The following is a 26,590-nucleotide window of genomic DNA, read 5'->3' as shown; positions in this document are numbered from 1 at the left end:
CATCGGTGCTGAACACGTCCCGCGCGACATTTGCGACGGCCCTCGGGGCGGCGCGAGCGGTCCGCGGCCTGCAACACCAGACAACAGAAAGAGCGCTCCCGCGGCCTGCCGTGGTGTCGTAGCGCTGGAAAATCCGGTCAGTCACTGCGCTTGCGCGGCGACCTCAGGTCTCATCCAGGCGAAACGCCCCGGCGTTCCGCGCGCGAGAGCGCGTAAGGAAACGCAACCATGAAACGCATGCTGATCAACGCGACGCAGGCAGAAGAGCTGCGCGTCGCCATCGTTGATGGCCAGTCCCTGTACGACATCGATATCGAACAGCCGTCCAGGGAACAGAAGAAGTCCAACATCTACAAGGGCCGCATCACCCGCATCGAGCCTTCGCTCGAGGCCGCGTTCGTCGAGTACGGCGCCGCCCGCCACGGCTTCCTGCCGCTCAAGGAAGTCTCCCGCGACTACTTCCAGTCCGGCGTCGACCCGAACAAGGGCTCGATCAAGGAACTGCTGCGCGAGGGCCAGGAGGTCGTCGTCCAGGTCGACAAGGAAGAGCGCGGCAACAAGGGCGCGGCCCTGACCACGTTCATCTCGCTGGCCGGCCGCTACATGGTGCTGATGCCGAACTCGCCGACCGCGGGCGGCGTCTCGCGCCGGATCGAGGGCGAGGACCGCGCCGAGCTGAAGAAGGCGATGGACGTGCTGGCCATCCCGGACGAGATGGGCGTGATCATCCGCACTGCCGGCGTCGGCCGCGACGCCGAGGAACTGCAGTGGGATCTCGACTACCTGCTGAGCATCTGGCGGGCGATCGCCGAGGCCGCGCTGAGCAAGCCCTCGCCGTTCCTGATCTACCAGGAATCACGGCTGATCACCCGGGCCCTGCGCGACTACATGCGCGCCGACATCGCCGAGATCCTGATCGACACGCCGGAGATGTACGCCGAGGCGCGCGAGTTCGTCGAGCAGGTGATGCCGCACAACCTCCGCAAGCTCAAGCACTACACCGACGATGTGCCGCTGTTCAACCGCTACCAGATCGAATCGCAGATCGAGAGCGCCTACGAGCGCACCGTGCGGCTGCCGTCCGGCGGCGCACTGGTCATCGACCAGACCGAGGCGCTGACCGCGATCGACGTCAACTCCGCGCGCGCCACCAAGGGTGGCGACATCGAGGAGACCGCGTTCAACACCAACCTGGAGGCGGCCGAGGAAGTGGCCCGCCAGCTGCGCCTGCGCGATCTCGGCGGCCTGGTGGTCATCGACTTCATCGACATGTCGTCGAACAAGCACCAGCGGGATGTCGAGAACAAGCTGCAGAACGCGCTCAAGTACGACCGCGCCCGCGTGCAGCAGAACAAGATTTCCAAGTTCGGCCTGCTGGAAATGTCACGCCAGCGCCTGCGCGCGAGCCTGGGCGAGTCGAGCCAGATCGTGTGCCCGCGCTGCGAAGGCCACGGCCGCATGCGCAGCATCGAATCGCTGTCGCTGTCGATCATCCGCGTCGCCGAAGAGCATGCGATGAAGGACAACACCGGACAGGTGCTGGTGCAGGCCCCGGTGGAGATCGCCAACTACCTGCTCAACGAGAAGCGCGGCGCGCTGGCCGAGATCGAGAAGCGCCACGACGCGCCGATCATCATCGTCGCCGACGAGCAGTTGCAGACCCCGCACTACGAGGTTTCGCGCATTCGCGAGAACGAACTGGGCGAGGAAACCGCACGTCCGAGCTACCAGCGTGGAACGCCGCGCCGCGTGGCGACGATCGCGCTGAGCAAGAGCAACCTCAACGTGCCGCCTCCGGCCGTGACCAACGTCCGCCCCTCCCAGCCTGCGCCGGTGCGTGAACCCCGGCCCGAGCCTGCTTCCCCGGCTCCGGTGGCGGCACCTGCCCCCGCCCCCGCGCGCCCTGCTCCGGCACCTGTCGTACAGGCACCCGTGACCGGCGGTGGTTTCATGGGCTGGCTGCGTGCGCTGTTCGCACCACCGGCGCCAGCGGCCAAGCCTGCGGCTCCGGCCCAGACCGAACGTCCGGCGCGCAGCGATGCCGGCGGCCAGCGCAGCGACAGCCGCGGCGACCGTGGCGCTCGCAACGGCCAGCGCCGTGACCGTCGCGGCAATCGTCAGGGACAGGCGCCAGCTGGCGCCGAATCCCGGCCTGCGGCCGTCGCGCAACCGCCGCGCGAAGACGTCCAGCGTGAAATCCGACGCGAAGAAGCGGTCTCCACCGACGCCGATGCCGGCGCCCGCAAGGAGCGCCGTCAGCGCCAGAAGCAACGCGGCCCGCGTCAGAAGACAGAGGGCGATGTCAGCGAGGCGCAGGCGCCGATCACGGCCGTCGCGTCGGCCGCCGCTGTCGAGCTCGCCGGCAAGGCGCCGGCTCCGACCGGCCCGGTAACGCCCACGCCTGAGGCCGCATCAGAAGCTCCGGCCGTTGCTGCAACGCCGTCCCCCGCCGCGCCCCGGTACGCCGTGGCCACTGGCGACGACACCGATGGCAACGACGTGGACGGTGCGGACATCGACGCCAACGCCGATGCAGGCGCCGGCGACGCGGGCGACGACGACGGCAGCAATGCCCGCCGCCGTCGCGGACGTCGCGGCGGTCGCCGCCGCCGTCGTGGCAAGGCAGGCGATGGCACCAGCGGCGACGAGTCCTCGCTGGATGCCGACGACGCTGGCGACGACGAAGCCGTCGTCACGAATGGTCACGGGCAGCCGGAGTTCGACTTCGACGACCTGCCGGCCCCGCCCGCGCCTGCGCCTGCGCCGCAGAGCAACCGTTCCGAGCACGTCGGCCCTGCCGCCATGGCCGCCGCTGCGGTGCTGACGCCCGCCGACGACGCACCCCACTCCGCCCCGCAGTCCGCTGGCGAGACGGACGTGGCGGAGAACCCCGCCGATGCGACGACGCCAGAGGCCGAGACGGTCGAGCCTGCTTCTGCGCCGATCGCGATCGAGCCGGCGCAGGATCAGCCGACGCCCGACGCGACCGCGGACGCGGCTGTGGAGACGTTGCCGGATCCAGCGCAGGCCGACACGCCCGAGATCGCCGATCCGGCGGCCCAGGCCGTGATCGATGTCTCGCCAACCGACGCACCCGCGCCGGTGCGGGAAGTCGATCGGCCGGCGGCGGAATCGGTGTCCCCGGAAATGACGTCGAACGCCCCCCCCGCACCGGCGGAAGCGGAGATGGGCGCATCGATTCCCGATGAGACTGCGCTCGCTGCGGACGCGCCGATCCCGTCGTCACGGATCGAGGCTGAGCCGGTGCCGGCATCGAAGCCGGTCAGCCAGGGCCTCTTCGACGCACCGGAGCCGGCGCCTGAAGTCGACCGCATCGGCGACGCCGCAGCGCCTGATGCAGAGCCCGCAGGGGTGACGCCGGGCGATGCCGGTCTGGCAGATGCGCCGGCTGCGGAGCCCGCCGCACTGGCCGCGGAGGGTGCCGGGGCTGCGGATGAGGACGCCACTGCCGACGCCGCCGGCGATCGCCAGGACCGCGAGGCGCCGCGTCCGCAGGACGCCTGACGCCAGGCCCGCCATGAACAACCCCGGCTTCGGCCGGGGTTTTTTTTGCTCGACATTCGCGAAATAACGGCAGGCCAGGCGCCTGTCGGTCCTGCGGGAGGGACAGACGGGCGCCGTCCGCACCACTCCCCAACTGATTTGCCCTGGCCCGGCCAGCTTCCGCCGGCATCCGGCCGTCCGCAGCCGCCCGGCACGACCTCCGCTAGACCGCAAATTCCGGCGGCGCCACTCGGTACTGGCTCGCAAGCCGGGCCAGGGCGATGGAATCGTGGATCTGCAGCTTCTCGAACAGCCGCGACTTGTGGGTATTGACGGTCTTCGCGCTGAGACTCAGCCGTCGCGCGATGTCCTCCTGGCGCAACCCCTGCAGCAGCAGCATCGCCACTTCCATCTCGCGCGGCGACAGCGCATCGAACGGCGTGTCGCTGCCACCGAGGCCCGACAGCGCCAGGTTCTGCGCGATGTTGCTGGCCAGGTAACGCCGACCGCGCGCCACATCGCGTACCGCGCGCACGAGCTCCGTGGCGTCGCCGCCCTTGCCGACATAGCCCGAGGCGCCGGCCTCGATCATCCGGCGCGGCATGGGCCCGTCCTCGAGGATCGACACCACGATCACCCGCGTCTCCGGTTGTCCGCGCACGACCCGCTCGGTGACTTCCAGCCCGCTGACACCGGGCAGATGCAGGTCGCACAGCACGATGTCCGGTTTCAGCCGACGGATCAGCGGCAACGCCGCCTCGCCGCTTTCGGCTTCGCCGATCACTTCGATGTCCGCTTCGTTGGCAAGGATCATGCGCATTCCCGCGCGCACGAGCGCATGGTCGTCGACCATGAAGACCCTGATCGTCATCCCGTTTCCTCCCAAGTGCCCCCCTGGCGCGCCGAGGCTACGCCGCAGGGGAGACGGACCGCAAGTCGGACAATACCGGTTCCGGCGTCAGCCCGTGGCCTGCGCCCGGGTCATCGAACGACGGATGTCCTCCACCATCGTGTCGACCGGCTGGTCGTACTGGAAGGCGAGGCGTAGACGGCCATCCGGGCCGATCAGGTAATTCACCATCGTGTGGTCCATCGCGTACGAGGAACTGGTCGGCACCTGGCGATAGGTGACGCGGAACGCCTGGGCGACGAGGCGCGTCTGCATGTCGTCGCCGCGCAACGCGACGATATCCCCGCCGAAAGCGCCCACGTATTGCTCCAGGATCTCCCCGGTGTCGCGCGCCGGATCGACGGTGACGAACACGATCTGCAGCTGCTCGCCGTCCGCGCCGAGCGCACGGCGGATCTGCGTGGCCTTGAGCAGGCTGGTCGGACACACTTCCGGGCAGTGCGTATACCCGAACGAAAGCAGCACATAACGGCCGCGGAAGTCGCCGAGGCTGCGCGGCTCGCCCCGGGTGTCGTTCAGGTCGAGCGTCCGGCCATAGGACACGCCAGACAGATCGGTGGCGGTGTACGGACCCGCCGGCGGCGCACTGCAGGCGGCCAGCAGCAGGCCCAACGCGGCGGCGAAGGCGGGACGGAGGGTCACGGGGCGGAAAGTCAGGCGTGGCATGAGCAATGGCCCAGTCTAGCGACACCGCGCGCGGTCCCGGCGCGACCGAACGTCGCAGCCGGGCTCACAGCGCCTGCAGGCGTTCGACCGCTGCGGCAAGCGTGGCGTCGCTCTTGGCGAAGCACAGCCGCGCGATCCGCTGGCCGGCCGGCGGCCTGGCGTAGAACGGCGACAGCGGAATCGCGGCGACGCCCTTCTCGACCGTCAGCCAGCGGCAGAACGCCGCATCGTCCAGATCGCTGATCGCCGAATAGTCGACGAGCTGGAAGTAACCGCCGGGCACCGGCAGGCACTCCAGACGCGTGCCCGCCAGTTGCGCGGCGAACGCGTCCCGCTTGGCCTGATAGAACGCACCGAGCTGCTCGTAGTGTTCGGGCGCCTCGCGCAGCATCCTTGCAAACGCATGCTGCGCCGGTGCGAAGGTGCAGAACACGTTGTACTGGTGGACCTTACGGAACTCGGCAGAAAGCGCAGGCGGCGCGATGCAGTAGCCGAGCTTCCAGCCGGTGCAGTGATAGGTCTTGCCGAAACTCGAGACCACGAAGCTGCGCTCGCGCAGCTCGGGGTAGCGCAGCGCCGACTCGTGGCGCGCGCCGTCGAAGACGATGTGCTCGTAGACCTCGTCCGACAGCAGAAAGATGTCGGTGCCGCGCAGGATCTCGGCGATGGCTTGCATGTCCTGCGCACCGAACATCGCACCCGACGGGTTGTGCGGACTGTTGACGATCAACATCCGGGTCCTGGGCGTGATCGCATCGCGCACGCGCTGCCAGTCGGGCGCGAACGTGGCTGGATCCAGCGGCACGTGCACGGCCATGGCGCCGGCCAGTTCGATCGCCGGCTCGTAGCTGTCGTAGGCGGGATCGAGGACGATGACTTCCTCGCCTGCGCGCACCACGGCGTGAATCGCATTGAAGAGCGCCTCGGTGGCACCGCTGGTGACGGTGATCTCGGTGTCGGCATCGGGCAGATGTCCGTAAACACGTTCGGTCTTCTCCGCGATCGCCTCGCGCAACGCTGCAATGCCGGTCATCGGCGCATACTGGTTGTGGCCGGCGCGCATGGCGTCGGCGAGCGCGTCGACCAGGCGCTGCGGTACGTCGAAGTCGGGGAACCCCTGGCCCAGGTTCACGGCGCCGTGTTCCGCCGCCAGCTGCGACATCACGCTGAAGATCGTGGTCCCGACCTTGGGCAGCTTGGTGCGGATCATCGCTGCAGTCCGTGGGTGAGTGAGGGGCCACGAGTGTACGGACGCAGACCACGGGGATAAACAGCCGCCATGAAGCGCCAGCATCCCATCGACGACACCCGCCTGGTCGAGCTGCTGCACGCCTATCTCGATGCCCGGTATCGCTGGCAGCATCGCGACGACTGGCACGACCTCATCATCGGCCTGCCGGCACCGGGCCTGGACCTCCGCTATCCGGAGGCACCCGGTTTCGGTCTGCTCTCGGCATGGAATCCCCTGTCGATACAACGCCCGGCGAGCGAGAATCGGCGCCTGGACAGGGCTCTGGAAGCCGAACTGCGCGCATCGGGCCTGTCCCACATGCCGGCCTTCGCCAGCGCTGCCGACCGCAGCTGGCGCGAGCCGAGCTGGATCGTGCTCGGGATGGCGGTCGAGGATTTCGATGCGCTGTCGCGCCGCTACGGCCAGCTCGGCACGCTGTGGTGGCCGCGCGAGACGGCGGTGCGCCTGCGCATGGACGCCGCGCGTCCCCGCGGCCTGGCGGGCGACCCGCACGTCGACTGGCTGCGCTGACGGGCGGCGCGGCTGCGGATAGGATGGCCGCGCGGCCGCCCGGGCCGCGCGCACGGGCCGACGCCGCCGCATGACCGAGATCGCCAACGCCCCACCGCTGCTCGCCGCCCGCAGCCTGTCCTTCTCGCGCGACGATCGGCCGGTCTTCGAATCTCTCGATTTCGATGTCGGCGCCGGCGAGGCCCTGCTGGTCCACGGCGGCAACGGCGCCGGCAAGACAACCCTGCTGCGCGTGCTGGCTGGCCTGCTGGAGGCCGACGGCGGCACGGTGGCGGTGGCCGGCACACCCGTGGCGCGGGCGATGCGGGCCGGCACGATGGCCTATCTCGGCCATCTGCCCGGCCTGAAGGCCGACCTTGACGCGGTCGAGAACCTCGAGTTCCTCGCCCGTCTGCAGGGCTGCCGCGAGAGCCAGGACGTCGCGCGCGCGCTGGCGCTGGTGGGCCTGGCTGCCCATGCCCATCTGCCGGTCCGGCAGATGTCGGCCGGGCAGAAGAAACGGCTGTCGCTGGCCCGCCTGTGGATGTCGCCGGCGCGGCTGTGGCTGCTCGACGAGCCCTACGCCAATCTGGACCTGCAGGGCATCGAGCTGGTCAATCGCATGGTCCGGGCACAGCTCGACGACGGCGGCGCGGCTCTGGTGACGACGCATGGCGCCTATGCCGCGCCGCCGGTACGGACGCGCGAGCTGGCCCTGGCGACGGTCGCATGAGCGCCGCCCCCACCCTGCTCGGCAGCGCATCGGCGCTGGTCGCGCGCGACCTGCGCCTGCTTTGGCGTCGCCGCGGAGATGCGCTGCAGCCTGCACTGTTCGCCGTCCTCGTCGTGGTGCTGTTCGCGCTGGCGCTCGGCAACGATGCCGCCACCCTGCAGCGCGTCGCACCGGGCGTGCTTTGGGTGTCCGCGGTACTGGCCGGCCTGCTCGCGCTCGACACGTTGTTCCGCGGCGATGCCGAGGACGGCTCGCTCGAACAATGGATGCTTGCCCCGGTGCCCCTGGCCTGGCTGGTGCTCGTACGCACTGCGGTCCACTGGGCGACGACCACCCTGCCGCTGCTCGCTGCCACGCCGCTGCTGGCGGAACTTCTGGGCCTGCCGCGGGCCCAGTTGCCGGTGCTGCTGGCGGGTCTGGCGCTCGGCACGCCACTGCTGAGCCTGCTGGGCGCGGTGGTCGCGGCGCTGACCATCGGCATGCGGCGTTCCGGTATCCTATTGGCGCTTCTGGCCCTGCCCCTGTACGTTCCGGTGCTGGTGTTCGGCGCCGGCAGTGTCGCGATCGCGGCGCAGGGTCACGACCCCTCGGGCGGGCTGCTGCTGCTGGCCGCGGGACTGGCCGCTGCGCTGGTGCTGGCGCCGGTGACGGCGGCGGCGGCCATCCGCATCGCACTCAACTGATCGGCCCGCGACGGGTCTGGAGGGCACCGACGCCAACGCGCCACCGCTCGACCGCCGCGCCACGACCGCATGCCCGCCATGCGCGCCACGAGACCGATCGCCCGCCATGCCCCCACGCCCCACCGAATGAATCCCGTCCTCCGCTGGTTCCATCAGCTCGGTTCGCCCCCTGCCTTCGACCGCTTCGCGCGCCGATGGGCGCCCTGGGGTTTCGGCCTGGGCCTGGCCACGATGGCGGTGGGCCTCTACGGCGCCCTGTTCGTGGTGCCTGCCGACTACCAGCAGGGCGACAGCTTCCGCATCCTCTACATCCACGTGCCGAGCGCGTGGATGAGCCTTGCCGTGTTCGCGGTGATGGCGCTCTACGCCGCGATCGCGATGATCTGGCGGATCAAGCTGTGCGAGATCCTGGCAATGGCCTGCGCGCCGATCGGCGCCGCCTTCACCGTGATCACGCTCGCGACCGGCTCGATATGGGGCCGGCCGATGTGGGGGACATGGTGGGACTGGGACCCGCGCCTGACCACCGAGCTGATCCTGCTGTTCCTCTATCTGGGCGTGATCGGTCTCTACGGCGCGATCGAGGACCGGCGCACCGCCGCGCGCGCGGCCGGGCTGCTGGCGATCGTCGGTGTGGTGCTGCTGCCGGTGATCCGCTATTCGGTGGACTGGTGGGATTCGCTGCACCAGGGCCAGACGATCCGCGTATTCGGCGAATCGAGCATCGACCCGAGCATGCTGTGGCCGTTGCTGTGGATGGTGGTGGGGACCAAATTCTGGTTCGCCGGTTCGCTGCTGGCGCGCGCGCGCGCCGACAACCTGCGCCGCGAGGCCGGCAAGGACTGGGTCCGGGCGCTGGTGAGCGCGCCGGCCGGGAGAGGTGGATGAGCTACATCGAATACGTGTTCGCCGCCTACGCGGTGTTCATGGCGGTGCTGACCTGGGATTTCGTTGCCCCGCGCATCCGCAGCGCGCAGATCCTGCGCGCGGTGCGCCTGCGCGCGACGCGGCAGGCCGCGTCTGCGGCGCCGCTCGATCATGCGGAGCTCCGCCGATGAACCCGGTGCGCCGGCGCCGCCTGCTGTTCGTCGTGGCGGTCGTCGCGGCCAGTGCGCTGTCGATGACCCTGGTCGCGCTGGCCCTGCAGCGCAACGTGGCCTATCTCTACACGCCCCACGAGGTGCTCGGCGGCGCCGCGGGCCCCGCGGTGGCCTCCGGAGATGCGCGCTTCCGGCTCGGCGGCATGGTCGCAGGCGATTCGTTCTCGCGCGCCGAAGGCTCGATGGAAGCCCGTTTCCGCGTCACCGATGGCGACGCCGAGCTTCCGGTCCGCTACACGGGCCTGCTGCCCGATCTGTTCCGCGAACATCAGGCGGTGGTCGCCACCGGTCGCATGGACGGCGACACCTTCGTCGCCGAACAGGTGCTCGCGCGTCACGACGAGACCTACGTGCCCAAGGAAGTCGCCGACAAGATGGGGCTGGCCCACGACCGCCACGGCATCGAAACGCCGACCGACGCGAGCAGCGCGCAGTGACGCGAGCGGTGGGTGGCGCGATCGCCGGAGTCGTCGATGCTGCCTGAACTCGGCCAGATCGCGCTGCTGCTTGCGCTCGTTGCCGCGGCGCTGCAGGCGCTGCTGCCGCTGCTCGGCGCACAGCGTGGTCTCGCGTCGTGGATGGCGACCGCACGCCCGGCCGCGTATGCGCAATGGACGCTGACCCTGATCGCCTGGGCGATCCTGACGGCCGCGTTCGTGCAACAGGACTTCTCGGTGCGCTATGTCGCCGAGAACTCCAATTCGCTGCTGCCGCTGGTCTACCGCTTCACCGCCGTATGGGGTGGCCACGAAGGCTCGCTGCTGCTGTGGGTGTTCGTGCTGGCGTGCTGGAATGCGGCGGTAGCCTGGTTCTCGCGCTCCCTGCCCGACATGGTGCTCGCCCGCGTCCTGGCGATCATGGGCGCGGTGTGCCTGGGCTTTCTCGCGTTTCTGATCTTCACCAGCAACCCGTTCGAACGCATCCTGCCGATGCCCCTCGAAGGGCGCGATCTGAACCCGCTGCTGCAGGACCCGGGCATGATCGTGCACCCGCCGCTGCTCTACATCGGCTACTCGGGTTTCATGGTGCCGTTCGCATTCGCGATCGCGGCCCTGCTTGACGGCAAGGTCGACGCCCATTGGCTGCGCTGGACGCGACCATGGACCAATGTCGCCTGGGGGTTCCTGACGCTCGGGATCGCCCTCGGCTCGTGGTGGGCCTACTACGAACTCGGCTGGGGCGGCTGGTGGTTCTGGGATCCGGTCGAGAACGCGAGCTTCATGCCCTGGCTCGCCGGCGCAGCGCTGATCCATTCCCAGGCCGTGACCGAAAAGCGCGGCAGCTTCCACGGCTGGACCCTGCTGCTGGCGATCGCCACATTTTCGCTGTCGCTGCTCGGCGCGTTCCTGGTGCGCTCGGGGGTGCTGACCAGCGTGCACAGCTTCGCCGCCGATCCCACCCGCGGTCTGTTCATCCTGGTATTCCTCGGTCTGGTCGTCGGTGGTTCGCTGCTGCTCTATGCCCTGCGCGCGCCCGATGGCCAGGGCGGCAAGCCCTTCTCGGCGACCTCGCGCGAGACCTTGCTGCTGGCCAACAACCTGCTACTGGTCGCGGCCTGCGCGATGGTGCTGCTCGGCACGCTGTACCCGCTGCTGGCCGACGCGCTGGATCTGGGCAAGATCTCGGTGGGCCCGCCGTATTTCGGACTGCTGTTCCTGCTGCTGATGGCGCCGCTGGTGCTGTTGCTGCCGTTCGGCCCGCTGACCCGCTGGCAGAACGAGGATGCCTCGCGCCCGCTGCGCATGCTGCTGCCGTGGGCCGTACTGGCCCTGGTCGCCGCCGTGCTCGCGTTCTTCGCGGCGCCGCAGGGACCCTGGAAAGTCGCCATGGGCGTGGCCGGCGCGGTCTGGGTGGGTGCGGGCACGTTGCGTTTCGTCTGGGCTCGCCTGCGCGCGCCCGGCGGCCGGATGGGCGCGGAAATGACCGGCATGGTGCTCGGGCACCTCGGAATCGCGGCGTTCCTGGCCGGTGCGCTGCTGGTCGAGGCGCTGGCCATCCAACGGGAAGTGGCGATGCTGCCGGGCCAGTCCCTCGACATCGGCCGTGATTCGTTCGTGCTCGAGGGGGTCGCGCATCACGTCGGCCCGAACTACGAAGCAGACCGCGGCACCGTGCGCATGTACCGGGACGACCGGCTGGTCGCCACCCTGCACCCCGAAAAACGCACCTATGTCAGCGGCGGTCAGGTGATGACGGAGACGGCGATCCGCGCCGGCGTGCTGCGCGATGTCTACGTCGCGCTCGGCGAGCCGCTTGGCGCCGGCGCCTGGGCGGTGCGCGTGCACATCAAACCCTTCGTGCGCTGGGTCTGGGCCGGCGCGTTCCTGATGGCGCTGGGCGGGTTCGTGACCGCCGCCGACCGCCGCTTCCGGCGCCCACCCCGGCAGGAGGCCGCATGAGCGCGCCGGGTTCCCGCAGCGCGCGTGCGCGCTGGCTGCCGCTGATCGTGTTCGGGGCGATCCTGAGCCTGCTCGCGGCGGGCGTATGGCTGAGCCGCGATCCCGATCGCAATGCCCTGCCCTCGCCACTGATCGGCAAACTCGCGCCGGCCTTCGTGCTGCCTGTGCTCGGCGAGCCCGAACGCCTTGTCTCCGGGGACGATCTGCGCGGCGCGCCGTACCTGCTCAACGTCTGGGGCAGCTGGTGCCCGGGCTGCCGCGAGGAACACGCCGTGATCGAGGCTTTCGCGAGGACGCAGCGCCTCCCCGTCATCGGCTTCAACTGGAAGGACGAGCCCGAGGACGCCACGCGCTGGCTGGCGCAGTTCGGCAATCCCTATGCGCTGGTGCTGGCCGATTACGACGGCCGCGCGGCGATCGACTGGGGCATCTACGGCGCGCCGGAGACCTTTCTCGTCGATGGCGACGGGATCATCGTCTGGAAGCACGTGGGTCCGATGACCGATGCCGTCGTGCGCGACCAGCTGCTGCGCCAGCTCGACCGGCTCGACATCCGATGATCCGCGCGTTGCTGCTCGCGATCCTGATCGGTCTGGCATGGCCGCCGGATGCGCGCGCGCAGGTCGCAGCGGATGCCACGCCGCTGCACTTCGAGAGCGCTTCCGAGGAACGTCGCTTCCACCGCATGGTCGCCGAGCTGCGCTGCGTGATGTGCCAGAACCAGTCGCTGGCCGATTCCAACGCGCAGATCGCCCACGACCTGCGCCGCGAGGTGCTCGAACTGATGCGTCAGGGCATGGACGATGCCGCGATCAAGTCCCATCTCGTCGCGCGCTATGGCGCCTTCGTGCTGTACCGGCCGCAGGTGGGACCGGCAACCTGGCTGCTCTGGTTCGGGCCGCTGCTGCTTCTGGGCGCGGGCGGCGTGGTGATCTGGCGCGTGGTCGCGTCCCGTCGCCCGGACAGGCCGCTGCCCCCCGACGACACGGAGACCTGGTGATGGCGCTGTTCGCAGTCCTCGCGTCGTTGCTGACGCTGGCCACGATGGCGGCGCTGGCATACGCGCTGCGCGCCGGTGCCCCGCGCGTCGCGGTCGCCGTGGCCCTGCTGGTGCCGATACTCGTGGGCGGCCTGTATGCGATCGTCGGCACCCCGCAGGCGCTCGACCCGGAACAACGACGCGCACCCGATTCGCTCGAGGACGCGATCGCACGGCTCGAAGCCGACCTCCAGCGCGATCCTCGCCAGCCCGAAGGCTGGCAGCTGCTGGGGCGCGCGTATGCCGGCCTGGAGCGTTTCGACGCATCCCGTGACGCCTTCGCACGAGCAGCGCTGCTGCTGCCCGACGACGATGCGCTCCAGGTCGAAGCCGCGCAGGCCCGCGCGCGCGCTGCGCCAGACAGGCGTTTCGATGCGACGGCAGTGCAGGCTCTGCGCGAGGTGCTCGCGCGCAATCCCGACCACCAGCATGCCCGCTGGTATCTGGGGATCGCCCAGCGCCAGGCTGGTGACGATGCCGGCGCGGTCGCCACATGGACGCCGCTGCTGGCCCTGCTCGACGGCGCGGCCGCCGATGCATTGCGCGAGCAGATCGCGGTCGCGCGCGAGGCCGCCGGGCTTCCGGCCCCGGCGGCCCCGGCGGCCCCGGCAACCGCGAGCACACACGAGGTCCGCGTGCGGGTGCGTCTGGACCCTGCCGCTGCGCCACCACCCGCCGACGCGGTGGTCTTCGTCATCGCGCGCCAGGCAGGCGGCCCGCCGATGCCGGTCGCCGTGCAGCGGCATCCTGTCAGCGCCCTGCCGCTGGACATCGTGCTCGGCGATGCGGACAGCCCGATGCCGACCCAGCCGCTTTCGGCACTCCGCGCGGTAGAGATCCTCGCGCGCATCTCCCGCAGCGGCGATGCCGCGCGCGCGGACGGCGATGCGGAATCGGCAGCTGTGCGGGTCGCGCTGCCGGTCGACGCGCCGGTGGAGCTGGTGATCAGTCGCCAGGCGCCCTGAGCCAACCGGGTTCCGATCACCCGCGGGCATTGGCGTATCCTCGAACGCGTCGTGATATTGGCGACTCTTCCGCATTACGGACTCGAATGGCGCGCGCGTGCGTGGCCACTGCACATGACCGAATTCATTCCGCCCGGCAGCCGCTTCGTCGATCTGCCCTCGCCTTTTCCGATGAAACGTGGCGGCGCGCTCAGCGGCGCGCGCATGGCCTACGAGACCTGGGGACACCCCGATCCCGCGCGCAGCAACGCGGTGCTGATCGTCACCGGACTCTCGCCCGACGCGCACGCCGCCAGCCATGATGACGACCCGTCCCCCGGCTGGTGGGAGCAGATGCTCGGCCCCGGCAAGGCCATCGATACCGATCGCTGGTTTGTCATCTGCGTGAACTCGCTCGGCAGCTGCAAGGGCTCGACCGGTCCGGCCTCGATCGACCCCACTACCGGTGAACTCTACCGGCTCGGCTTTCCGGAACTTTCGATCGAGGACGGCGCCGATGCCGCCGCCCACGTGGTACGCGCACTCGGCATCGAGCGGCTCGCCTGCGTGATCGGCAATTCGATGGGGGGCATGACCGCGCTCGCCCTGCTGGCGCGCCATCCGGGGATCGCGCGCAGCCACATCAACATCTGCGGCGCGGCGCGCGCACTGCCGTTCTCGATCGCGATCCGCTCGCTGCAGCGCGAGGCGATCCGCCTGGATCCGAAATGGAACGGCGGCAACTACACCGAGGCCGACTATCCCGAAAGCGGCATGCGCATGGCCCGCAAGCTGGGCGTCATCACCTACCGCTCGGCACTGGAGTGGGACGGCCGGTTCGGTCGCGTGCGCCTGGATTCCGATCGCCGCGACGACGAGGACCCGTTCGGACTCGAGTTCGAGGTCGAGAGTTACCTCGAAGGCCATGCACGGCGTTTCGTGCGGCGCTTCGATCCCAACTGTTACCTCTATCTGAGCCGATCGATGGACTGGTTCGACATCGGCGAGAGCTGCGGCGCGGACACCGAGGCGGGTCTGGCGAGCCTGCGCATGGAACGCGCGCTGGCGATCGGCGTGCAGACCGACATCCTGTTTCCGCTGCAGCAACAGCAGCAGATCGCCGACGGCCTGCGCGCGGGCGGGGTCGACGCGCACTTCCTGCCGCTCGAGTCCCCCCAGGGCCACGACGCCTTCCTTGTCGACATCGCCCGCTTCGGGCCTGCAGTGGCGGGATTCCTCGAAGCACTGCCGCCTGCGGTCGCACGCGGCGACCGTTAGACTCGCCCCATGTCACAGCACCCTGCCCCCGTATTTCCCGACGTCGCCTTCCCCGGTCGAGAGCGGCTGGTCGCGGCGATCGATGCCGCGCTCGCCGCCGGCGACGCCCATGCGGTCACCGCCACGCTTCGCACTGCGATGTGCAGGCTGATCCGCGACCCCGCGGTGGAACTGCCGGCCTGCGTCCATGCGCCGGTGGAAGGGCATTACGCCCGGCGCGAGCTCTACCGCAGTCCGGCGCACGGCTACAGCGTGGTCGCGATGACCTGGGCGCCCGGCCAGGGCACACCGATCCACGACCACGACGGCCTGTGGTGCGTCGAGGGAATCTGGCGCGGCGCGCTTGAGATCACCCAGTACGAACTGCTCGACTCCGCCGGCGACCGGGCGCGCTTCCGCGCAGCCGGTGGCATGCAGGCCGGCACGGGCAGCGCCGGCAGCCTGATTCCGCCACACGAGTACCACACGATCCATAACGCCAGCCCGGACGCCGTGGCGGTGTCCCTGCACGTCTACCAGGCGCCGATCGAGCATTGCGCCCGCTACCGCCCGCTGGACGACGACTGGTATCAGCGCTTCGACGATGCCCTGCCGGCCGATGCGACGGACTGAGGCCTGGATGTGAACACGGGGGGGGCGCCCTGCGCGCGCAGCCGCTACAGTGGCGCCGGTTCCTGTCACTCCCCTGCGAGGCCGATGTCCCGATCGCTGCTGACCGTCGCACTGGCCGCCCTGATGGCCGCCTGCGGACAGTCCACTTCCGTGCCCGACGCCGACGGCGGTGCCGTCGATCAGCTCGTCGACGCCCAGTTCGACGCCCTGCTCGCCAACGATCCAGAGGCCATGACGGTGCTCGGCATGGATGGCCCCGACGCGCGCGTCGCTGCAGGTCGCCTGACCGACGCCTCGCTGCTGCGCCGCGCCGAGCTGCGCAACGCGCTGGCCACCAACCTCGCCGCGCTCGACGACATCGATGACGAGGCGTTCGCGCCGCAACAGCAGCGCACCATCGGGATGGCCCGCTGGTTCTATCGCAGCCAGGCCGATCTGCTGGCGTTCGACTGGTCGCCGGCGTGGCTGCCCCTGGCCACCAATCCCTACGCGGTCGACCAGCTCTCGAGCATCCCGATGGCACTGCCGGGCTTCTTCGCCAGTGCGCAGCCGGTCAACGGCGCCGCCGAAGCGCGCAACTACGTGGCGCGCCTGCATGCGGTGGCGACCAAGCTCGACCAGGTGCGCGACAACCTCGACTTGCAGGCACACCACGGCGTGGTGCCACCCCGTGTGGCCCTGGAAGGTGCGGCCCTGCAGATCCGCGACCTCATGCGCGTGGGCGTGGACGGCAGCCCGTTCCTCACCACGCTGGCCCGCAAGCTCGACACCGCCCAGGGCATCGATGCGCCGCTGCGCGAAGAACTGCTGCGCGACGCACGTTCGGCCATCGAGGCCGCGACGCTGCCCGCCTATGGCCGCCTGCTCTCCCGGATCGAAGCCGCGATTGCCGTCCAGGATGCCGACGACGGCGTCTGGGCGCTGCCCGATGGCGCGGCGTATTACGCCGCGGCGCTGCGCTGGAACACCGGTGTGGGCCTCGATGCGGCACAGCTGCACGCCCTGGGTCATGCCGAAGTGCGCCGCATCCGCGAGGAAATGGCTGCGATCGTCCGCAATCGCCTGACGCTGCCGGAGAACGCGGTGATCGCGGACGATGCCGCGGTGACCGCACTGGCCGCGACACCGGCGGCCGGCCACGCGGAGATGCCCCAGGCGACGCCCGAGGCAGTGCGGGCCGCGGTACAGGCGCGGCTCGAAACGATGGCAGCGCTGCTGCCGCGCTATTTCGCCGCATCACCGACCCAACCGCTCGAGGTGCAGCTGGTGACGGCCGGTGACGAAGCGCCGGCGCCGGTCTACTACATCCCGCCCGGCGGCGACGTGCGGCCCGGCACCCTGATGCTCGACGCGGCCCAGTTGCGCGATCTGCCCGATGGCGGCCTGCCCACGCTGGTCTACCACAACGGCCTGCCCGGACATCATCTGCAGGTGGGACTCTCGCAGGCCCATCTCTCGCTGCCGCGACTGCGGCGCAGCCTCGCACCGACCGCCTTCACGGAGGGCTGGGCGATGTATGCCGAACGGCTGGCGGTCGAGATGGGCGTCTACGACGACGATCCGCAGGGCGATCTCGGGCGCCTGCGTGCCGAGCTGCTGCACGCTGCGCGGCTGGTCGTCGATACCGGCCTGCATTCGGAGCGCTGGACCCTCGCGCAGGCGCAGGCCTATCTGCGCGATGTCGCCGGCATGACCCAGGCGCAGGCGCGCAACGAGGCGCAGCGTCAGCTGGTGCGCCCCGGACGGGCCTGCGCGCATACCGTCGGCTTGCACACGCTGCTGGCGCTTCGGGCGCAGGCGCGGCATGCCCTGGGACGACGCTTCGATCTGCGCGCCTTCCACGGCGTGCTGCTGGAGAACGGTGCGCTGCCGCTGGACGTGGTGTCGGGCTCGGTCGATGCCTGGATCGACGCGGTCCGGATCGAGGACGAAGGCGGCGCCGGTTAGCGGGAACTCCGCGGCTCAGTCGTCGAGCAGCTCTGCCACTTCGATCCGCAGCGTGCGACCACCCTCGATCAGCCACGCCCTGCCCCTGACGACGATGCCGTCGCCGACGTGGGCACGGTCGACCAGACCGTCGGGGATCGCACCGCCCGAAGCAGCATCGAAGCGAACCCGTTCGGGCATCCGCGAGACCGGCTGCGGCACGTCGGGACGCAGGGCCGGCGGCTGGCCTTCCACGTCGGACACCATGTAGCCGTTCGGGCACGGCGCACGCACGCAGCGGATATTGCTCAGGTGCACACGGAACACCCCGCTCGCCAGCCGCACCTGGCCATTCGGCTGCGCGGGCACGGTGGCGGCGTTCGCCGGAAGCTCGCGTTCGGCAACCGGCAATGCGTCGGCGGGGACGACCGTCGGCCCACTCGCACAGGCACCGGCGGCAAGCGGCAACAGCACCGCGAACAGGATGCGCAGCCGCCGCGCGCGCGCAGCGGACGCGGGTGGCCACGACAGGTTCCAGGCCAACCACTGCCGCGACTGTGTTCGATCGTGCATGTCCCCTCCAGGACCCCCGGCCCCGCGCCGGCCCGCGCATGATGCCGACCCGAATGTTCGAAAAATGCAAAGGCGCGCGGCACTGTCCGCATCATGCATCCGCTATAATCCGGGACCGCGCCGGAGTGGCGGAATGGTAGACGCAGCGGACTCAAAATCCGCCGCCCTTAAAAGCGTGCGGGTTCGAGTCCCGCCTCCGGTACCAGCCGATGGCCCGCGATTGCGGGCCATTCGTTTTTCCGGGCGTTGCCCGCCGCCTGCACCCTGGCCTTTCCAGCGCGCTCGGCTAGCATGGCGCGCATGTGCCTGATTGCCGTTGCCTGGAACTTCCGCGCCGACCTGCCGCTGGCGCTGATCGCCAACCGCGACGAATTCCACGACCGACCCAGCGCCGCCGCGGACTTTGCTGCCGACGCGCCGACCGTCTATGGCGGCCGCGATCTCGTGCAGGGCGGCAGTTGGTTGCTCGCATCGAGCCGCCGCCGCATGGCTGCCGTGACCAACGTGCGATTCGGCGCCGCGCCCGAAACCGCGGCGCGCTCGCGTGGCTGGCTGGTCCGCGATTTCGTTCATGGCGAGATGCCGGCGATGGAATTCGCACGGGAACTGGCGGCGACCGCCCACACCTATGGCCGCTTCAACCTGCTGGTCTGGGACGGTGCTGCCCTGTGGTACGTCGGCAACCATCCCCAGTACGCCGCGGCGGCTGTCGCGCCCGGCCTGCATGCGATGTCCAACGGCGCCTTCGACGCGCCCTGGCCCAAGGCCACCTTGGCGACGCGCACGCTGCGCGACTGGCTCGACGGCATCGGCCCCGGAGCGTTCCCGTCCCACTGCGATCCCGCGCGGGTCGAACCGCTGTTTGCCGGCCTGCGCGACACGCGTACCGCGCCGGACGCGGCATTGCCCGATACCGGCGTGGGCCTGCCGCTGGAGCGCTGGCTTTCGCCGGCCTTCATCGAGGATGCCCGTTACGGTACCCGCTGCAGCACCGTGGTACTGGCGGACCGGACATGCCTCTGGGTCCACGAACGCAGGTTCGATTCCGCCGCACGTGTGATCGGCACTTCGCACCAGAGGCTGGGGCCTGCAGAGCCGTAGCGCCGCCAGACAACTCGGTCGGCGAAAGGAATTGCAGCGACGCGCCAATCACGTTGCGAGGCTTCGCCCGTCTCTGCACCTGAGCCCATCACCTGCCAGGCATGCGCAGGAACGCTCGTGGCTCCGTGCGGCGCTGCGCGGCGTCCTCAGGGCGAACTGGCTTCGCAGCGCACCGGAGCGTCGTTCTCCAGCGCCTGCTCCCAGCCGTTGGGACTGCGCGTGGCCACGGTGTTGTTGATGCAGCTTTCGCTCTCGCCGGCCTGGCGCGCGGTCATCGGTCCCGACAGGCGCCGCGGCGCATCCACGCCTGACGGCGCTTCGACCGCGGCGATGACCGAGGGCGCCGGCGCGGCGGCAGGAAGGGCCGCATCGGCCTGCGGCGGCTCGGTCACCGGCGCTGCCGGCAACGCGGGTTCGGGCAGCACCGGCTGCGGCAGTGGTGCGGGCGGCGGCGTCGGCTCGGGCGCGGCCACGGCGGCAGGGGAAACTTCGGCCACCACCGCCACCGGCGCCTCGGCGAATCGCCCGCGCATCAGATGCCCGAGTGCATCTGCGACGAGGCTGCCGACCATGACCGCGAGTGCGATCGGCAGGAAGAAGGCCCACGGCGAGACGGCATCGCGGTCGTACTGCATCCCAGGACTCCACTGGCAAGAGAAAGCGGCAGGCAAGCCTGCCCGCCAGACGATGGCCGGCGCCTCGCGGTTTTGCAAGCGGCCGACGCAAGGCCGGGAACCGGCGCCGGTGCGCGTTGCGTCGCCTGCCGCCGCTGCCATCGCCACGCCGCCGGCAACCGGGCACAGGCCTGCCGTGGCCCATGCCCAAGCCCATCGGACGTGAACGTTCGGGGATGCGACCCGCGGCGGATGGACGCGCTCGACATGCCCACCGCCGCACGTGTCAGGGCCAGGGCCACCAGCCGCGACCGGTCATCGCATAACGGTCTGCCGCGCGCTCGAAACGGTTGCGGACGCTTACCCCACCGCACAGCAGGTACAGCGGCAGGAACAGCGGCCCCAGCGCCATGTACTGGAACACATGCGCACGCTCGTGATCGGCGAGCACGATATCGGGGTCTGCGCATGGGGCCGCCCGCTGGGCGTACGTGCTGCACACGACGTCGAGCGCGTCGCCGGTATGCAGGATCACGTTGCCGAAGGTGATCGCCCCTCCCGGGCCCCACGGCCAGCGATCGAAGACCAGGGCGAGGTCCCGGGGCCGCCAATGGACCTGCGCACCGCATGCGAGACCGGCGACACCGCCGAGGAGGCCGATCACGGTATTGGGCGCCGTCCAGAGCGCACCCAGCACCAGGGCCACGGCGCGCACGGCCTTGCTCATTCCTCGCCTTCGGGCATCAGCATCCACAGCAGCAGGTAGACCAGCAGGCCGGGAAACGCGGCGGACACGACGGAGACCACGACGAAGATCGCGCGCACGACGGTCGGGTTCCAGCCGAAGCGCCGGGCGACGCCGCCAAGCACGCCCGCCACCACGCGGTCCTCCCGGACGCGACTGAGCGTGGGCCTGGGCGCCGGCGAACTCATGCGCGCTCCGCCAGCCAGTCGTGGATCGCCGCGGGCACCTGGGTCTGCGCGCGGCCCGAGACATAGATGCCGATATGACCGCCGCGGAACGAGAGCTCCGAATAATCCTGCGTTCCGACCAGACCACGCATCGCACGCGATGCGTCGGGAGGCACCAGATGATCCTGCTCGGCGAAGATGTTGAGCACCGGCATGTCCACCATCCCCAGGTGCACCTCGCGCTCGCCGATGACGATGCCGCCATTGACGAAGCCGTTGCCCTGGTAGAACTGCTTGACGTACTGGCGGAAGGCCTCGCCGGCCTGGTCGGGCGAATCGAAGATCCACTTCTCCATGCGCAGGAAGTCTTCGAGCGCGGCGGCATCGTCGAGAATGTCGACCACGCCGACGTACTTCTGCACCAGCAGGCGCCACGGCTTCAGCGTGAGGTAGCAGGCGTTCATCATGTCGGCCGGCACGTTGCCGAGCGTGTCGACGAACAGGTCGACATCCAGGTCGCGCGTCCAGTGCGCGAGCATGTTGCCCTCGGTGTGGAAGTCCACCGGCGTGACCATGGTGACGAGATTGCGCACGCGCTCGGGGTGCAGCGCGGCGTAGCTCAGCGCGAAGGTGCCGCCCTGGCAGATGCCGAGCAGATTGATCGAATCGAGCCCGGCGTCCCTGCGCAGATGGTCGACGGCGCCGCCCAGGAAGCGCTCGATGTAATCCTCGAGTATCAGGAAACGATCGGAACGGTCCGGATAACCCCAATCGAGGATATAGACGTCCTCGCCGCGCGCCAGCAGGCCTTTGACGATGGAACGGTCATGCTGCAGGTCGACCATGTAGGGTCGATTGACCAGTGCGTACACGATCAACAGCGGTACGCGCGCGGTGGGTGGTTTATCGCCGACGTAGCGGTAGAGCACGACCTTGCCGTCGCGCCAGACCTCCTGCTTCTCGGTCGCGCCGTAGTCGAAGTCACCGACTTCGCGCAGCGTGGCTGCGGCAGCGGCGAGCTTGCGCTGGACGCGCAGGGCTTCTTCGGCCACACGCTCAGGTGTGATGTGCACAGGTCCGGCCATGCTCAGCGCTTCCCTTTACGCGGCTTGCCGCGCTGGTCCTGCAGCGGCGCTGGCGCCTGCGGAATCGGCGGGACGGACCCCTGGTTGGGCAGGCCGCCGACGCGGCTCGGCGTCCGCGCCGGTTCGCGCGCCGCGCGTGCCCGGACAGCGGACGCCGCCCTTGCGTTGCGCGCGGGCGGAGCCGCCTTCGCCGCGCGCTTGGCGGTCGCGCCGCGCCTTGGCGGCTCCGCTACGGCATCGACGCGACCGGAGGATCCGGTGGACGTGCGTGTGCCCGCGCCGGTCGCGGTCTTCGATGCGGGACGCTTGACGGACTGCTTGGCGGACTCAGGCTTCAGTCCCTCCCTGGGGGCGGCCTGTTTCCGGGTCGACCCGGGCTTCTTCGCCGGGGTCGTGGCGTTTTTGCCGGCTGCCGGCCCACGCGCGCCTTTTTTCGCTGCGCTCCTGGAGGCAGGCGCTTCCGATCTTGCTGCTGGCGTAGCCTCTTGGGCCGCAGGCGCGCCCGAGACCACGGTCGGCCCGGCCCGGCGTCGCGGCGGTTCGCGCGATGCGGCCGTCGGGCGATCCTGCGCAGCGTCGAGGACGTCGAGTGCGTCGAGGCGATCACGCAGTCGCCGCAGTGCGCGCTCGAGGTCGGCGATCTTGCGGTGGGCGCCATCGAGTTCGGTGCGCGTGGGCAGGTCCAGCGCGCGACACACTTGTTCGATCTCGCGCTGCACCGCCTGGCGCAGGCGCATCTGCCCGGCGACCATGTCGGCGTAAGCCTTCCGGAACGCCGGCGACAGCGCGACTTCGGCATAGGCTTCCTCGGCGGCGTCGATCCACAGATCGAACAGCTCGCGCGCCGTCTCGATCGGCGTCGCCGGATCGCGGTCGCCAAGCTTGCGCTCGAAGAGGCCGAACGCTTCGCTCGAAGCCTGCATCAACAACGATTCGAAAGCCTGCTGGCTCTGGCGGTAATCGGAGAACGCGCGTGCGGACTTCTGCCAGCGCTCCTGATGTTCGCGCATCAGGCCGAACGTCGGCAGCGAGAACGCGTCGCGGCCGCCGCCTTCCGCACCGGTGAAGCCTGACTGCAGGCGCTGGAGCCAGGCAGCCCAGTCCTCCGCGCCGGCGCCGCGCATCGCGCCGAACATCTGGCCGAGCGGATTGGCGCCCAAGGCTTCGCGCCAGGCGCCGGCGATCGCCTGCGGCGATGCATCCCGGCCGGCGAACTGCGTTGCGAGCTGGGCAATGCGCTCGAGCCATGGCGCGGCCGTCGCCTGGAACTGCTTGAACGCGTCCATGGCCGGGTGCTGCGACGCTGCGTCCGGGCTCCACCAGCGCATCGCCTCGCGCCATGGCGCGGCGCCGTCATGCATGCCGGACATGCCCGGCCCACCCGATGCACTGCTGGCGGCCGATTCGCCGCCCGGCATCGTCCGCTGCAAGGCTTCGCGCCAGGTATCCCAGTAACGGCGCGCCAGCTGCTCGAGATCCGCGACCTGCGCGTCGGGTCCCCGTCCCATGTTGAACATCGTCGACTCCTGCAAGGCGCGTTCGATCATAGCAACGCCGCACGGCGCGCACGGCTCAAAGCTTGGGAATGCGCAGCGTCTTGCTGACCATCATCGCGCCCGATGCCGCGAACAGCAGCACCAGCGGATGCAACGACCAGGGACCCAGGTGCAGCTCACCCAGCCACAGCGCATCGCCGATCCGCCCCTGCGAGGCCGCGACCGCCAGCAGGATCACCAGCAGCAGGCTCGACGGGATCGGCGTGCCTTCGAAGTACTTCACCTTGTCGCTGCCCTGCGACAGCGTTTCTGCGGTGACGTTGTAGCGGGCCAGGCGACTGACCCCGCAACCGACGAAGCCGGCCAGCACGACGGCGTCCCATCCGCCCTGCATGCCGCAGGCGTAGGCGAGCGCTGCCGGCGCGACGCCGAACGAGATCACGTCGGCGAGCGAGTCGAGTTCCCGCCCCAGGGTGGACGCCACCTTGCGCCAGCGCGCGATCCGCCCGTCGAGCACGTCGAAGATGAAGGCCAGGGGGATCAGTGCCATGCCGAACATCAGCATCCGCTGGTCGCCGTCCTGCAGGTAACGCATCGCGGCGAATACCGCGCCGGTGCCGCAGAAAGCGTTGCCCAACGTGAACCAGTCGGCAAGCTGGAAATCGCGAAGCATCGTGAAATGGCGGGGACGGGACATCGTGGCTCCAGGAATCAGCAGGTCGTACATCGTGCGGGCAGCGGCGCAATGACGCGTGATCGGCGCCCCTGCCCACGGGCACTTGCATGACTGATATCAAATTGATATCAATAAACGTCAACTTCCCGAGACGAACACCCATGAAAGAAACTTCGGTCCGCTCTCTGCCCGGCATTCCGATTCTGCTGGTGCAGCTCCTGGTGATCGGGCTGTGCGTCTACTCGTTTCTCGCCACAAAGGGCAGCGATTCCATGCAGCCGATGGCGTCGATCGGCGTGGCCCTGCTCACCGCGTTTCTTTCGACGGGCCTTTACATGGTGGAACCCAACCAGGCCGCCGTACTCAGTCTGTTCGGCAAGTACGTCGGCACCGACAAGTCCAACGGCCTGCGCTGGAACAATCCATTCCTGACCAAGAAGAAGGTCAGCCTGCGGGTGCGCAACTTCGAGAGTGGGCGGCTCAAGGTCAACGAACTCGAAGGCAGTCCGATCGAGATCGCCGCGGTCATCGTGTGGCGGGTCGTGGACTCGGCGGAAGCCGTGTTCAACGTCGACGACTATGCGAGCTTCGTCCAGATCCAGTCGGAAGCCGCCTTGCGCGCAATGGCGACCAGTTATCCCTACGACCAGCACGACGACGGCCAGATCTCATTGCGCAGCCACCCGACGGAAATTTCCGAGCGGCTCAAGGAGCAGCTCGACGAGCGCCTGACCGCAGCCGGTGTCGACGTGCTGGAGGCGCGCATCAGCCATCTCGCCTACGCGCCGGAGATCGCCCAGGCGATGCTGCAGCGCCAGCAGGCCAGTGCGGTCATCGCAGCGCGCACCCGGATCGTGGCCGGCGCGGTGGGCATGGTGGAACTGGCGCTGGCGGAACTGCAGAAGAGCGGCGTGGTCCAGCTCGACGAAGAGCGCAAGGCGGCCATGGTCAGCAACCTGCTCGTCGTGCTGTGCGGCGATCGCGGCACCCAGCCCATCGTCAACGCCGGCTCGCTGTACTGATGGCGACACATCATCTCGCGGCGCTGCTGTTCGCACTGATGGCGGTGCCGGCGTTCCTGTCGGCGCGCTGGCTCGCCCAGGGCCGCCTGCCGCTGTCGAACGGCAGTACCGGCATGACCGTCCGCGACAAGGCCGTGCTCGACAACAAGCTCGCGCGGCTGCTGCGGATGATCGGCCTGGCGATGCTCGCCACCGCGGCGGGCCTGGTGCTGTGGGGCGAGCAGGAGCGCCGTCTGCTCGGCCTGATCGTGGTGATGTTCCTCGTCGTCAACGGACTCGCCGCCGCCTGCATCTATACCGTCGCCAGCGCCAAGCGGCGCGCACGCCGGGGCGGCGGATGAGCGAGAAGAAGGCCTATCCGCTGCGCATCAATGCCGAGATCCTCGCGGCGGTGCAGCGCTGGGCCGACGACGAGCTGCGCAGTGCGAATGCACAGATCGAATACCTGCTGCGCGATGCATTGCGCCGCGCGGGACGCATTGCCCCACCCGAACACCCCGATCCCCTCGAGGACACGAACGATGAGTGAGCGTTGGCAATACAAGGTGGAGGAGACCAAACCGACCTTCCTCGGCAGCATCAAACCTGTCGATATCGAGGAGCGCCTGCAGGCCCTCGGGTTGCAGGGCTGGGAACTGGTCAACGCGGTCCACGCCACGGCGGTCGGCCCGACCCTGCTGTTCCTGAAGCGCCGGCTGTGACCGCGCAGATACCGATGCCGCGGCCGCGGCAGGACCTGCGTCTGGCGGTGGCGCTGGCGGCGGTGGCCGCTGCGGCCACGGTTGCCGTCATTCCGTACCTGCTGCAACTCGACCCCGCGCGCACGGCCCAAAGCGCCCAGGTGCCGCTGCCCGCGCTGATCGCGATCCAGGCGATGACGATGTTCATCGTCTGCGCCCTGCTCGGCTGGGCGGGCCTGCGCATGGGCCACCGCGTCGGCCTCGGCGCTCCCTTGTTGCAGCGCTGGGTCAACCGCCATGGCGATGCCCGTCTGCGGGACCGCGGGCCCGCAACGGCGGTCGGCCTGGGCATCGCCGTAGCGGTCGTGATCCTTGTCCTGTCCCGCGCGCTCGACCCCCTGCTGCTGCCGCCCACCCAGGTGGAAATGACCGACATCGTCGGCGGGCGCAGCGCGCTCTATGGCGCCCTTGCGTCCTTCTACGGCGGCGTGGTCGAGGAACTGCAGTTGCGGCTGTTCCTGATGACGCTGATCGCGTGGGCCGCCACGCGCCTGGCGCGGCTGGTGCGGCGGCGCGGTGGTTCCGATGGCAGCCTGTCGCCGCGCATCGCCTGGCTCGCAATCCTCATCGCTGCGCTGCTGTTCGGCGTCGGCCACCTGCCGGCCGCCGCGACCATCTGGGGTCTCGACGCGGGCGTGGTGCTGCGCACGTTGCTGCTCAATGGCCTGGGCGGTGTCGTATTCGGATGGCTGTACTGGCGACGTGGTTTCGAGATGGCGGTGCTGGCGCATTTCGCAGCCGATATCGTCCTGCATGCGCTGGTGCCCCTGCTGCTGCCGCAAGGCGTGCTGTAGGTCACGCCCCCGCGCCGTCCAAGCGAGCCGACCATGCGCAGC

The 26,590-nt window shown here is 69.7% G+C and carries 30 protein-coding genes and 1 tRNA gene; 21 read left to right on the top strand and 10 right to left on the bottom strand.

Annotation, left to right across the window (positions count from 1 at the left end):
• Positions 1-228: 228 nt before the first annotated feature.
• Positions 229-3,525, top strand: a complete 3,297-nt coding sequence (locus EGK76_RS04025; protein ID WP_123831723.1) for an Rne/Rng family ribonuclease — start codon at positions 229-231, stop codon at positions 3,523-3,525.
• Between the two features lie 202 nt (positions 3,526-3,727).
• Here the strand turns inward: EGK76_RS04025 and EGK76_RS04020 are convergent, their stop codons facing one another.
• The 3 genes from EGK76_RS04020 to EGK76_RS04010 form a co-directional block, all read right to left on the bottom strand.
• Positions 3,728-4,375 (bottom strand): response regulator, encoded by a 648-nt coding sequence (locus EGK76_RS04020; RefSeq protein WP_096298944.1) that lies wholly within the window; start codon positions 4,373-4,375, stop codon positions 3,728-3,730.
• Between the two features lie 87 nt (positions 4,376-4,462).
• On the bottom strand, positions 4,463-5,056 hold the full coding sequence (locus EGK76_RS04015; protein ID WP_158613444.1) for an SCO family protein: 594 nt from the start codon (positions 5,054-5,056) through the stop codon (positions 4,463-4,465).
• A gap of 88 nt (positions 5,057-5,144) precedes the next feature.
• Positions 5,145-6,290, bottom strand: coding sequence for a pyridoxal phosphate-dependent aminotransferase (locus EGK76_RS04010; RefSeq protein ID WP_123831721.1), 1,146 nt, complete (start codon positions 6,288-6,290; stop codon positions 5,145-5,147).
• A gap of 69 nt (positions 6,291-6,359) precedes the next feature.
• Here EGK76_RS04010 and EGK76_RS04005 point away from each other — a divergent pair, with 69 nt between their 5' ends.
• From EGK76_RS04005 to EGK76_RS03945, 13 genes are all read left to right on the top strand, one after another.
• Entirely contained in the window at positions 6,360-6,842 is a 483-nt protein-coding gene (locus EGK76_RS04005) for a DUF3293 domain-containing protein (protein WP_096298950.1), read from the top strand.
• 70 nt (positions 6,843-6,912) lie between these two features.
• On the top strand, positions 6,913-7,554 hold the full coding sequence (gene ccmA / locus EGK76_RS04000; RefSeq protein ID WP_123831720.1) for a heme ABC exporter ATP-binding protein CcmA: 642 nt from the start codon (positions 6,913-6,915) through the stop codon (positions 7,552-7,554).
• The gene (gene ccmB, locus EGK76_RS03995) at positions 7,551-8,237 is read left to right on the top strand and encodes a heme exporter protein CcmB (protein ID WP_096298954.1); all 687 of its coding nucleotides are present in this window, start codon (positions 7,551-7,553) and stop codon (positions 8,235-8,237) included. Before ccmA ends, ccmB begins: the two co-directional genes overlap by 4 nt.
• A 126-nt stretch (positions 8,238-8,363) precedes the next feature.
• A complete protein-coding gene (locus tag EGK76_RS03990) occupies positions 8,364-9,125 on the top strand; it encodes a heme ABC transporter permease (RefSeq protein ID WP_096298956.1) in 762 nt (253 codons plus the stop codon).
• Positions 9,122-9,295: a heme exporter protein CcmD gene (gene ccmD / locus EGK76_RS03985; RefSeq protein ID WP_096298958.1), complete on the top strand. Its 174-nt coding sequence runs from the start codon at positions 9,122-9,124 to the stop codon at positions 9,293-9,295. The genes EGK76_RS03990 and ccmD overlap by 4 nt, the downstream gene beginning before the upstream one ends.
• On the top strand, positions 9,292-9,774 hold the full coding sequence (ccmE, locus tag EGK76_RS03980) for a cytochrome c maturation protein CcmE (RefSeq protein ID WP_123831719.1): 483 nt from the start codon (positions 9,292-9,294) through the stop codon (positions 9,772-9,774). Before ccmD ends, ccmE begins: the two co-directional genes overlap by 4 nt.
• 36 nt (positions 9,775-9,810) lie before the next feature.
• A complete protein-coding gene (locus EGK76_RS03975) occupies positions 9,811-11,736 on the top strand; it encodes a heme lyase CcmF/NrfE family subunit (protein ID WP_123831718.1) in 1,926 nt (641 codons plus the stop codon).
• On the top strand, positions 11,733-12,296 hold the full coding sequence (locus tag EGK76_RS03970) for a DsbE family thiol:disulfide interchange protein (protein WP_096298971.1): 564 nt from the start codon (positions 11,733-11,735) through the stop codon (positions 12,294-12,296). Before EGK76_RS03975 ends, EGK76_RS03970 begins: the two co-directional genes overlap by 4 nt.
• Positions 12,293-12,736 carry a cytochrome c-type biogenesis protein gene (locus EGK76_RS03965; protein ID WP_096298973.1) on the top strand — a complete coding sequence of 148 codons (444 nt, stop codon included), beginning with the start codon at positions 12,293-12,295 and terminating at the stop codon, positions 12,734-12,736. Before EGK76_RS03970 ends, EGK76_RS03965 begins: the two co-directional genes overlap by 4 nt.
• Positions 12,736-13,740 carry a cytochrome C biogenesis protein gene (locus EGK76_RS03960; RefSeq protein WP_096298974.1) on the top strand — a complete coding sequence of 335 codons (1,005 nt, stop codon included), beginning with the start codon at positions 12,736-12,738 and terminating at the stop codon, positions 13,738-13,740. Before EGK76_RS03965 ends, EGK76_RS03960 begins: the two co-directional genes overlap by 1 nt.
• 114 nt (positions 13,741-13,854) lie before the next feature.
• Positions 13,855-14,997, top strand: a complete 1,143-nt coding sequence (locus EGK76_RS03955; RefSeq protein WP_096298975.1) for a homoserine O-acetyltransferase — start codon at positions 13,855-13,857, stop codon at positions 14,995-14,997.
• A 9-nt stretch (positions 14,998-15,006) separates the two neighbouring features.
• On the top strand, positions 15,007-15,609 hold the full coding sequence (locus EGK76_RS03950; protein WP_096298976.1) for a cysteine dioxygenase family protein: 603 nt from the start codon (positions 15,007-15,009) through the stop codon (positions 15,607-15,609).
• 84 nt (positions 15,610-15,693) lie between these two features.
• Entirely contained in the window at positions 15,694-17,556 is a 1,863-nt protein-coding gene (locus EGK76_RS03945; RefSeq protein WP_096298977.1) for a DUF885 domain-containing protein, read from the top strand.
• A gap of 15 nt (positions 17,557-17,571) precedes the next feature.
• Here the strand turns inward: EGK76_RS03945 and EGK76_RS03940 are convergent, their stop codons facing one another.
• Positions 17,572-18,108, bottom strand: coding sequence for a hypothetical protein (locus EGK76_RS03940; protein WP_123831717.1), 537 nt, complete (start codon positions 18,106-18,108; stop codon positions 17,572-17,574).
• Between the two features lie 119 nt (positions 18,109-18,227).
• On the opposite strand from EGK76_RS03940, the gene EGK76_RS03935 reads away from it, so the two are divergent.
• Positions 18,228-18,313 (top strand) — tRNA-Leu (locus EGK76_RS03935).
• A gap of 95 nt (positions 18,314-18,408) precedes the next feature.
• Positions 18,409-19,209: an NRDE family protein gene (locus EGK76_RS03930; protein WP_158613443.1), complete on the top strand. Its 801-nt coding sequence runs from the start codon at positions 18,409-18,411 to the stop codon at positions 19,207-19,209.
• A gap of 146 nt (positions 19,210-19,355) precedes the next feature.
• On the opposite strand, the gene EGK76_RS03925 is transcribed toward EGK76_RS03930, so the two are convergent.
• From EGK76_RS03925 to EGK76_RS03900, 6 genes are all read right to left on the bottom strand, one after another.
• On the bottom strand, positions 19,356-19,844 hold the full coding sequence (locus EGK76_RS03925) for a hypothetical protein (protein ID WP_123831715.1): 489 nt from the start codon (positions 19,842-19,844) through the stop codon (positions 19,356-19,358).
• A gap of 265 nt (positions 19,845-20,109) precedes the next feature.
• Positions 20,110-20,550, bottom strand: coding sequence for a hypothetical protein (locus EGK76_RS03920; RefSeq protein WP_096298981.1), 441 nt, complete (start codon positions 20,548-20,550; stop codon positions 20,110-20,112).
• Entirely contained in the window at positions 20,547-20,756 is a 210-nt protein-coding gene (locus tag EGK76_RS03915; protein ID WP_096298982.1) for a PspC domain-containing protein, read from the bottom strand. Before EGK76_RS03915 ends, EGK76_RS03920 begins: the two co-directional genes overlap by 4 nt.
• On the bottom strand, positions 20,753-21,820 hold the full coding sequence (phaC, locus tag EGK76_RS03910; protein WP_096298986.1) for a class III poly(R)-hydroxyalkanoic acid synthase subunit PhaC: 1,068 nt from the start codon (positions 21,818-21,820) through the stop codon (positions 20,753-20,755). The genes EGK76_RS03915 and phaC overlap by 4 nt, the downstream gene beginning before the upstream one ends.
• Positions 21,821-21,822: 2 nt before the next feature.
• Entirely contained in the window at positions 21,823-23,367 is a 1,545-nt protein-coding gene (locus EGK76_RS03905; RefSeq protein WP_123831714.1) for a poly(R)-hydroxyalkanoic acid synthase subunit PhaE, read from the bottom strand.
• 25 nt (positions 23,368-23,392) lie between these two features.
• Positions 23,393-24,013: a CDP-alcohol phosphatidyltransferase family protein gene (locus EGK76_RS03900; RefSeq protein ID WP_123831713.1), complete on the bottom strand. Its 621-nt coding sequence runs from the start codon at positions 24,011-24,013 to the stop codon at positions 23,393-23,395.
• Positions 24,014-24,153: 140 nt separating this feature from the next.
• Here EGK76_RS03900 and EGK76_RS03895 point away from each other — a divergent pair, with 140 nt between their 5' ends.
• Genes EGK76_RS03895 through EGK76_RS03875 form a run of 5 tightly spaced genes read left to right on the top strand, consistent with a single transcriptional unit; the run spans position 24,154 to position 26,548 of the window.
• Complete coding sequence (locus EGK76_RS03895) at positions 24,154-25,014, top strand: SPFH domain-containing protein (RefSeq protein ID WP_123831712.1); 861 nt, start codon at positions 24,154-24,156, stop codon at positions 25,012-25,014.
• Positions 25,014-25,355, top strand: a complete 342-nt coding sequence (locus EGK76_RS03890) for a hypothetical protein (RefSeq protein ID WP_123831711.1) — start codon at positions 25,014-25,016, stop codon at positions 25,353-25,355. Before EGK76_RS03895 ends, EGK76_RS03890 begins: the two co-directional genes overlap by 1 nt.
• The gene (locus EGK76_RS03885; RefSeq protein ID WP_096298994.1) at positions 25,352-25,543 is read left to right on the top strand and encodes an Arc family DNA binding domain-containing protein; all 192 of its coding nucleotides are present in this window, start codon (positions 25,352-25,354) and stop codon (positions 25,541-25,543) included. Before EGK76_RS03890 ends, EGK76_RS03885 begins: the two co-directional genes overlap by 4 nt.
• The gene (locus EGK76_RS03880; protein WP_123831710.1) at positions 25,536-25,715 is read left to right on the top strand and encodes a DUF4177 domain-containing protein; all 180 of its coding nucleotides are present in this window, start codon (positions 25,536-25,538) and stop codon (positions 25,713-25,715) included. Before EGK76_RS03885 ends, EGK76_RS03880 begins: the two co-directional genes overlap by 8 nt.
• Positions 25,712-26,548 carry a CPBP family intramembrane glutamic endopeptidase gene (locus tag EGK76_RS03875; protein WP_123831709.1) on the top strand — a complete coding sequence of 279 codons (837 nt, stop codon included), beginning with the start codon at positions 25,712-25,714 and terminating at the stop codon, positions 26,546-26,548. Before EGK76_RS03880 ends, EGK76_RS03875 begins: the two co-directional genes overlap by 4 nt.
• Positions 26,549-26,590: the final 42 nt, after the last annotated feature.

The sequence above is a fragment of the Luteimonas sp. 100069 genome (assembly GCF_003813845.1).
In the GTDB taxonomy this organism is placed as follows: Bacteria; Pseudomonadota; Gammaproteobacteria; order Xanthomonadales; family Xanthomonadaceae; genus Luteimonas; species Luteimonas chenhongjianii.
The sequence above is the reverse complement of the archived record's forward strand: the minus strand, read 5'-3'. Positions and strand labels throughout refer to the sequence as shown.

Coding starts and splice junctions, on each gene's coding strand:
- EGK76_RS04025 (WP_123831723.1), top strand. CDS start 229: ATGAAACGCATGCTGATCAACGCGACGCAGGCAGAAGAGCTGCGCGTC.
- EGK76_RS04020 (WP_096298944.1), bottom strand. CDS start 4,375: ATGACGATCAGGGTCTTCATGGTCGACGACCATGCGCTCGTGCGCGCG.
- EGK76_RS04010 (WP_123831721.1), bottom strand. CDS start 6,290: ATGATCCGCACCAAGCTGCCCAAGGTCGGGACCACGATCTTCAGCGTG.
- EGK76_RS04005 (WP_096298950.1), top strand. CDS start 6,360: ATGAAGCGCCAGCATCCCATCGACGACACCCGCCTGGTCGAGCTGCTG.
- ccmA (WP_123831720.1), top strand. CDS start 6,913: ATGACCGAGATCGCCAACGCCCCACCGCTGCTCGCCGCCCGCAGCCTG.
- ccmB (WP_096298954.1), top strand. CDS start 7,551: ATGAGCGCCGCCCCCACCCTGCTCGGCAGCGCATCGGCGCTGGTCGCG.
- EGK76_RS03990 (WP_096298956.1), top strand. CDS start 8,364: ATGAATCCCGTCCTCCGCTGGTTCCATCAGCTCGGTTCGCCCCCTGCC.
- ccmD (WP_096298958.1), top strand. CDS start 9,122: ATGAGCTACATCGAATACGTGTTCGCCGCCTACGCGGTGTTCATGGCG.
- ccmE (WP_123831719.1), top strand. CDS start 9,292: ATGAACCCGGTGCGCCGGCGCCGCCTGCTGTTCGTCGTGGCGGTCGTC.
- EGK76_RS03975 (WP_123831718.1), top strand. CDS start 9,811: ATGCTGCCTGAACTCGGCCAGATCGCGCTGCTGCTTGCGCTCGTTGCC.
- EGK76_RS03970 (WP_096298971.1), top strand. CDS start 11,733: ATGAGCGCGCCGGGTTCCCGCAGCGCGCGTGCGCGCTGGCTGCCGCTG.
- EGK76_RS03965 (WP_096298973.1), top strand. CDS start 12,293: ATGATCCGCGCGTTGCTGCTCGCGATCCTGATCGGTCTGGCATGGCCG.
- EGK76_RS03960 (WP_096298974.1), top strand. CDS start 12,736: ATGGCGCTGTTCGCAGTCCTCGCGTCGTTGCTGACGCTGGCCACGATG.
- EGK76_RS03955 (WP_096298975.1), top strand. CDS start 13,855: ATGACCGAATTCATTCCGCCCGGCAGCCGCTTCGTCGATCTGCCCTCG.
- EGK76_RS03950 (WP_096298976.1), top strand. CDS start 15,007: ATGTCACAGCACCCTGCCCCCGTATTTCCCGACGTCGCCTTCCCCGGT.
- EGK76_RS03945 (WP_096298977.1), top strand. CDS start 15,694: ATGTCCCGATCGCTGCTGACCGTCGCACTGGCCGCCCTGATGGCCGCC.
- EGK76_RS03940 (WP_123831717.1), bottom strand. CDS start 18,108: ATGCACGATCGAACACAGTCGCGGCAGTGGTTGGCCTGGAACCTGTCG.
- EGK76_RS03930 (WP_158613443.1), top strand. CDS start 18,409: ATGTGCCTGATTGCCGTTGCCTGGAACTTCCGCGCCGACCTGCCGCTG.
- EGK76_RS03925 (WP_123831715.1), bottom strand. CDS start 19,844: ATGCAGTACGACCGCGATGCCGTCTCGCCGTGGGCCTTCTTCCTGCCG.
- EGK76_RS03920 (WP_096298981.1), bottom strand. CDS start 20,550: ATGAGCAAGGCCGTGCGCGCCGTGGCCCTGGTGCTGGGTGCGCTCTGG.
- EGK76_RS03915 (WP_096298982.1), bottom strand. CDS start 20,756: ATGAGTTCGCCGGCGCCCAGGCCCACGCTCAGTCGCGTCCGGGAGGAC.
- phaC (WP_096298986.1), bottom strand. CDS start 21,820: ATGGCCGGACCTGTGCACATCACACCTGAGCGTGTGGCCGAAGAAGCC.
- EGK76_RS03905 (WP_123831714.1), bottom strand. CDS start 23,367: ATGATCGAACGCGCCTTGCAGGAGTCGACGATGTTCAACATGGGACGG.
- EGK76_RS03900 (WP_123831713.1), bottom strand. CDS start 24,013: ATGTCCCGTCCCCGCCATTTCACGATGCTTCGCGATTTCCAGCTTGCC.
- EGK76_RS03895 (WP_123831712.1), top strand. CDS start 24,154: ATGAAAGAAACTTCGGTCCGCTCTCTGCCCGGCATTCCGATTCTGCTG.
- EGK76_RS03890 (WP_123831711.1), top strand. CDS start 25,014: ATGGCGACACATCATCTCGCGGCGCTGCTGTTCGCACTGATGGCGGTG.
- EGK76_RS03885 (WP_096298994.1), top strand. CDS start 25,352: ATGAGCGAGAAGAAGGCCTATCCGCTGCGCATCAATGCCGAGATCCTC.
- EGK76_RS03880 (WP_123831710.1), top strand. CDS start 25,536: ATGAGTGAGCGTTGGCAATACAAGGTGGAGGAGACCAAACCGACCTTC.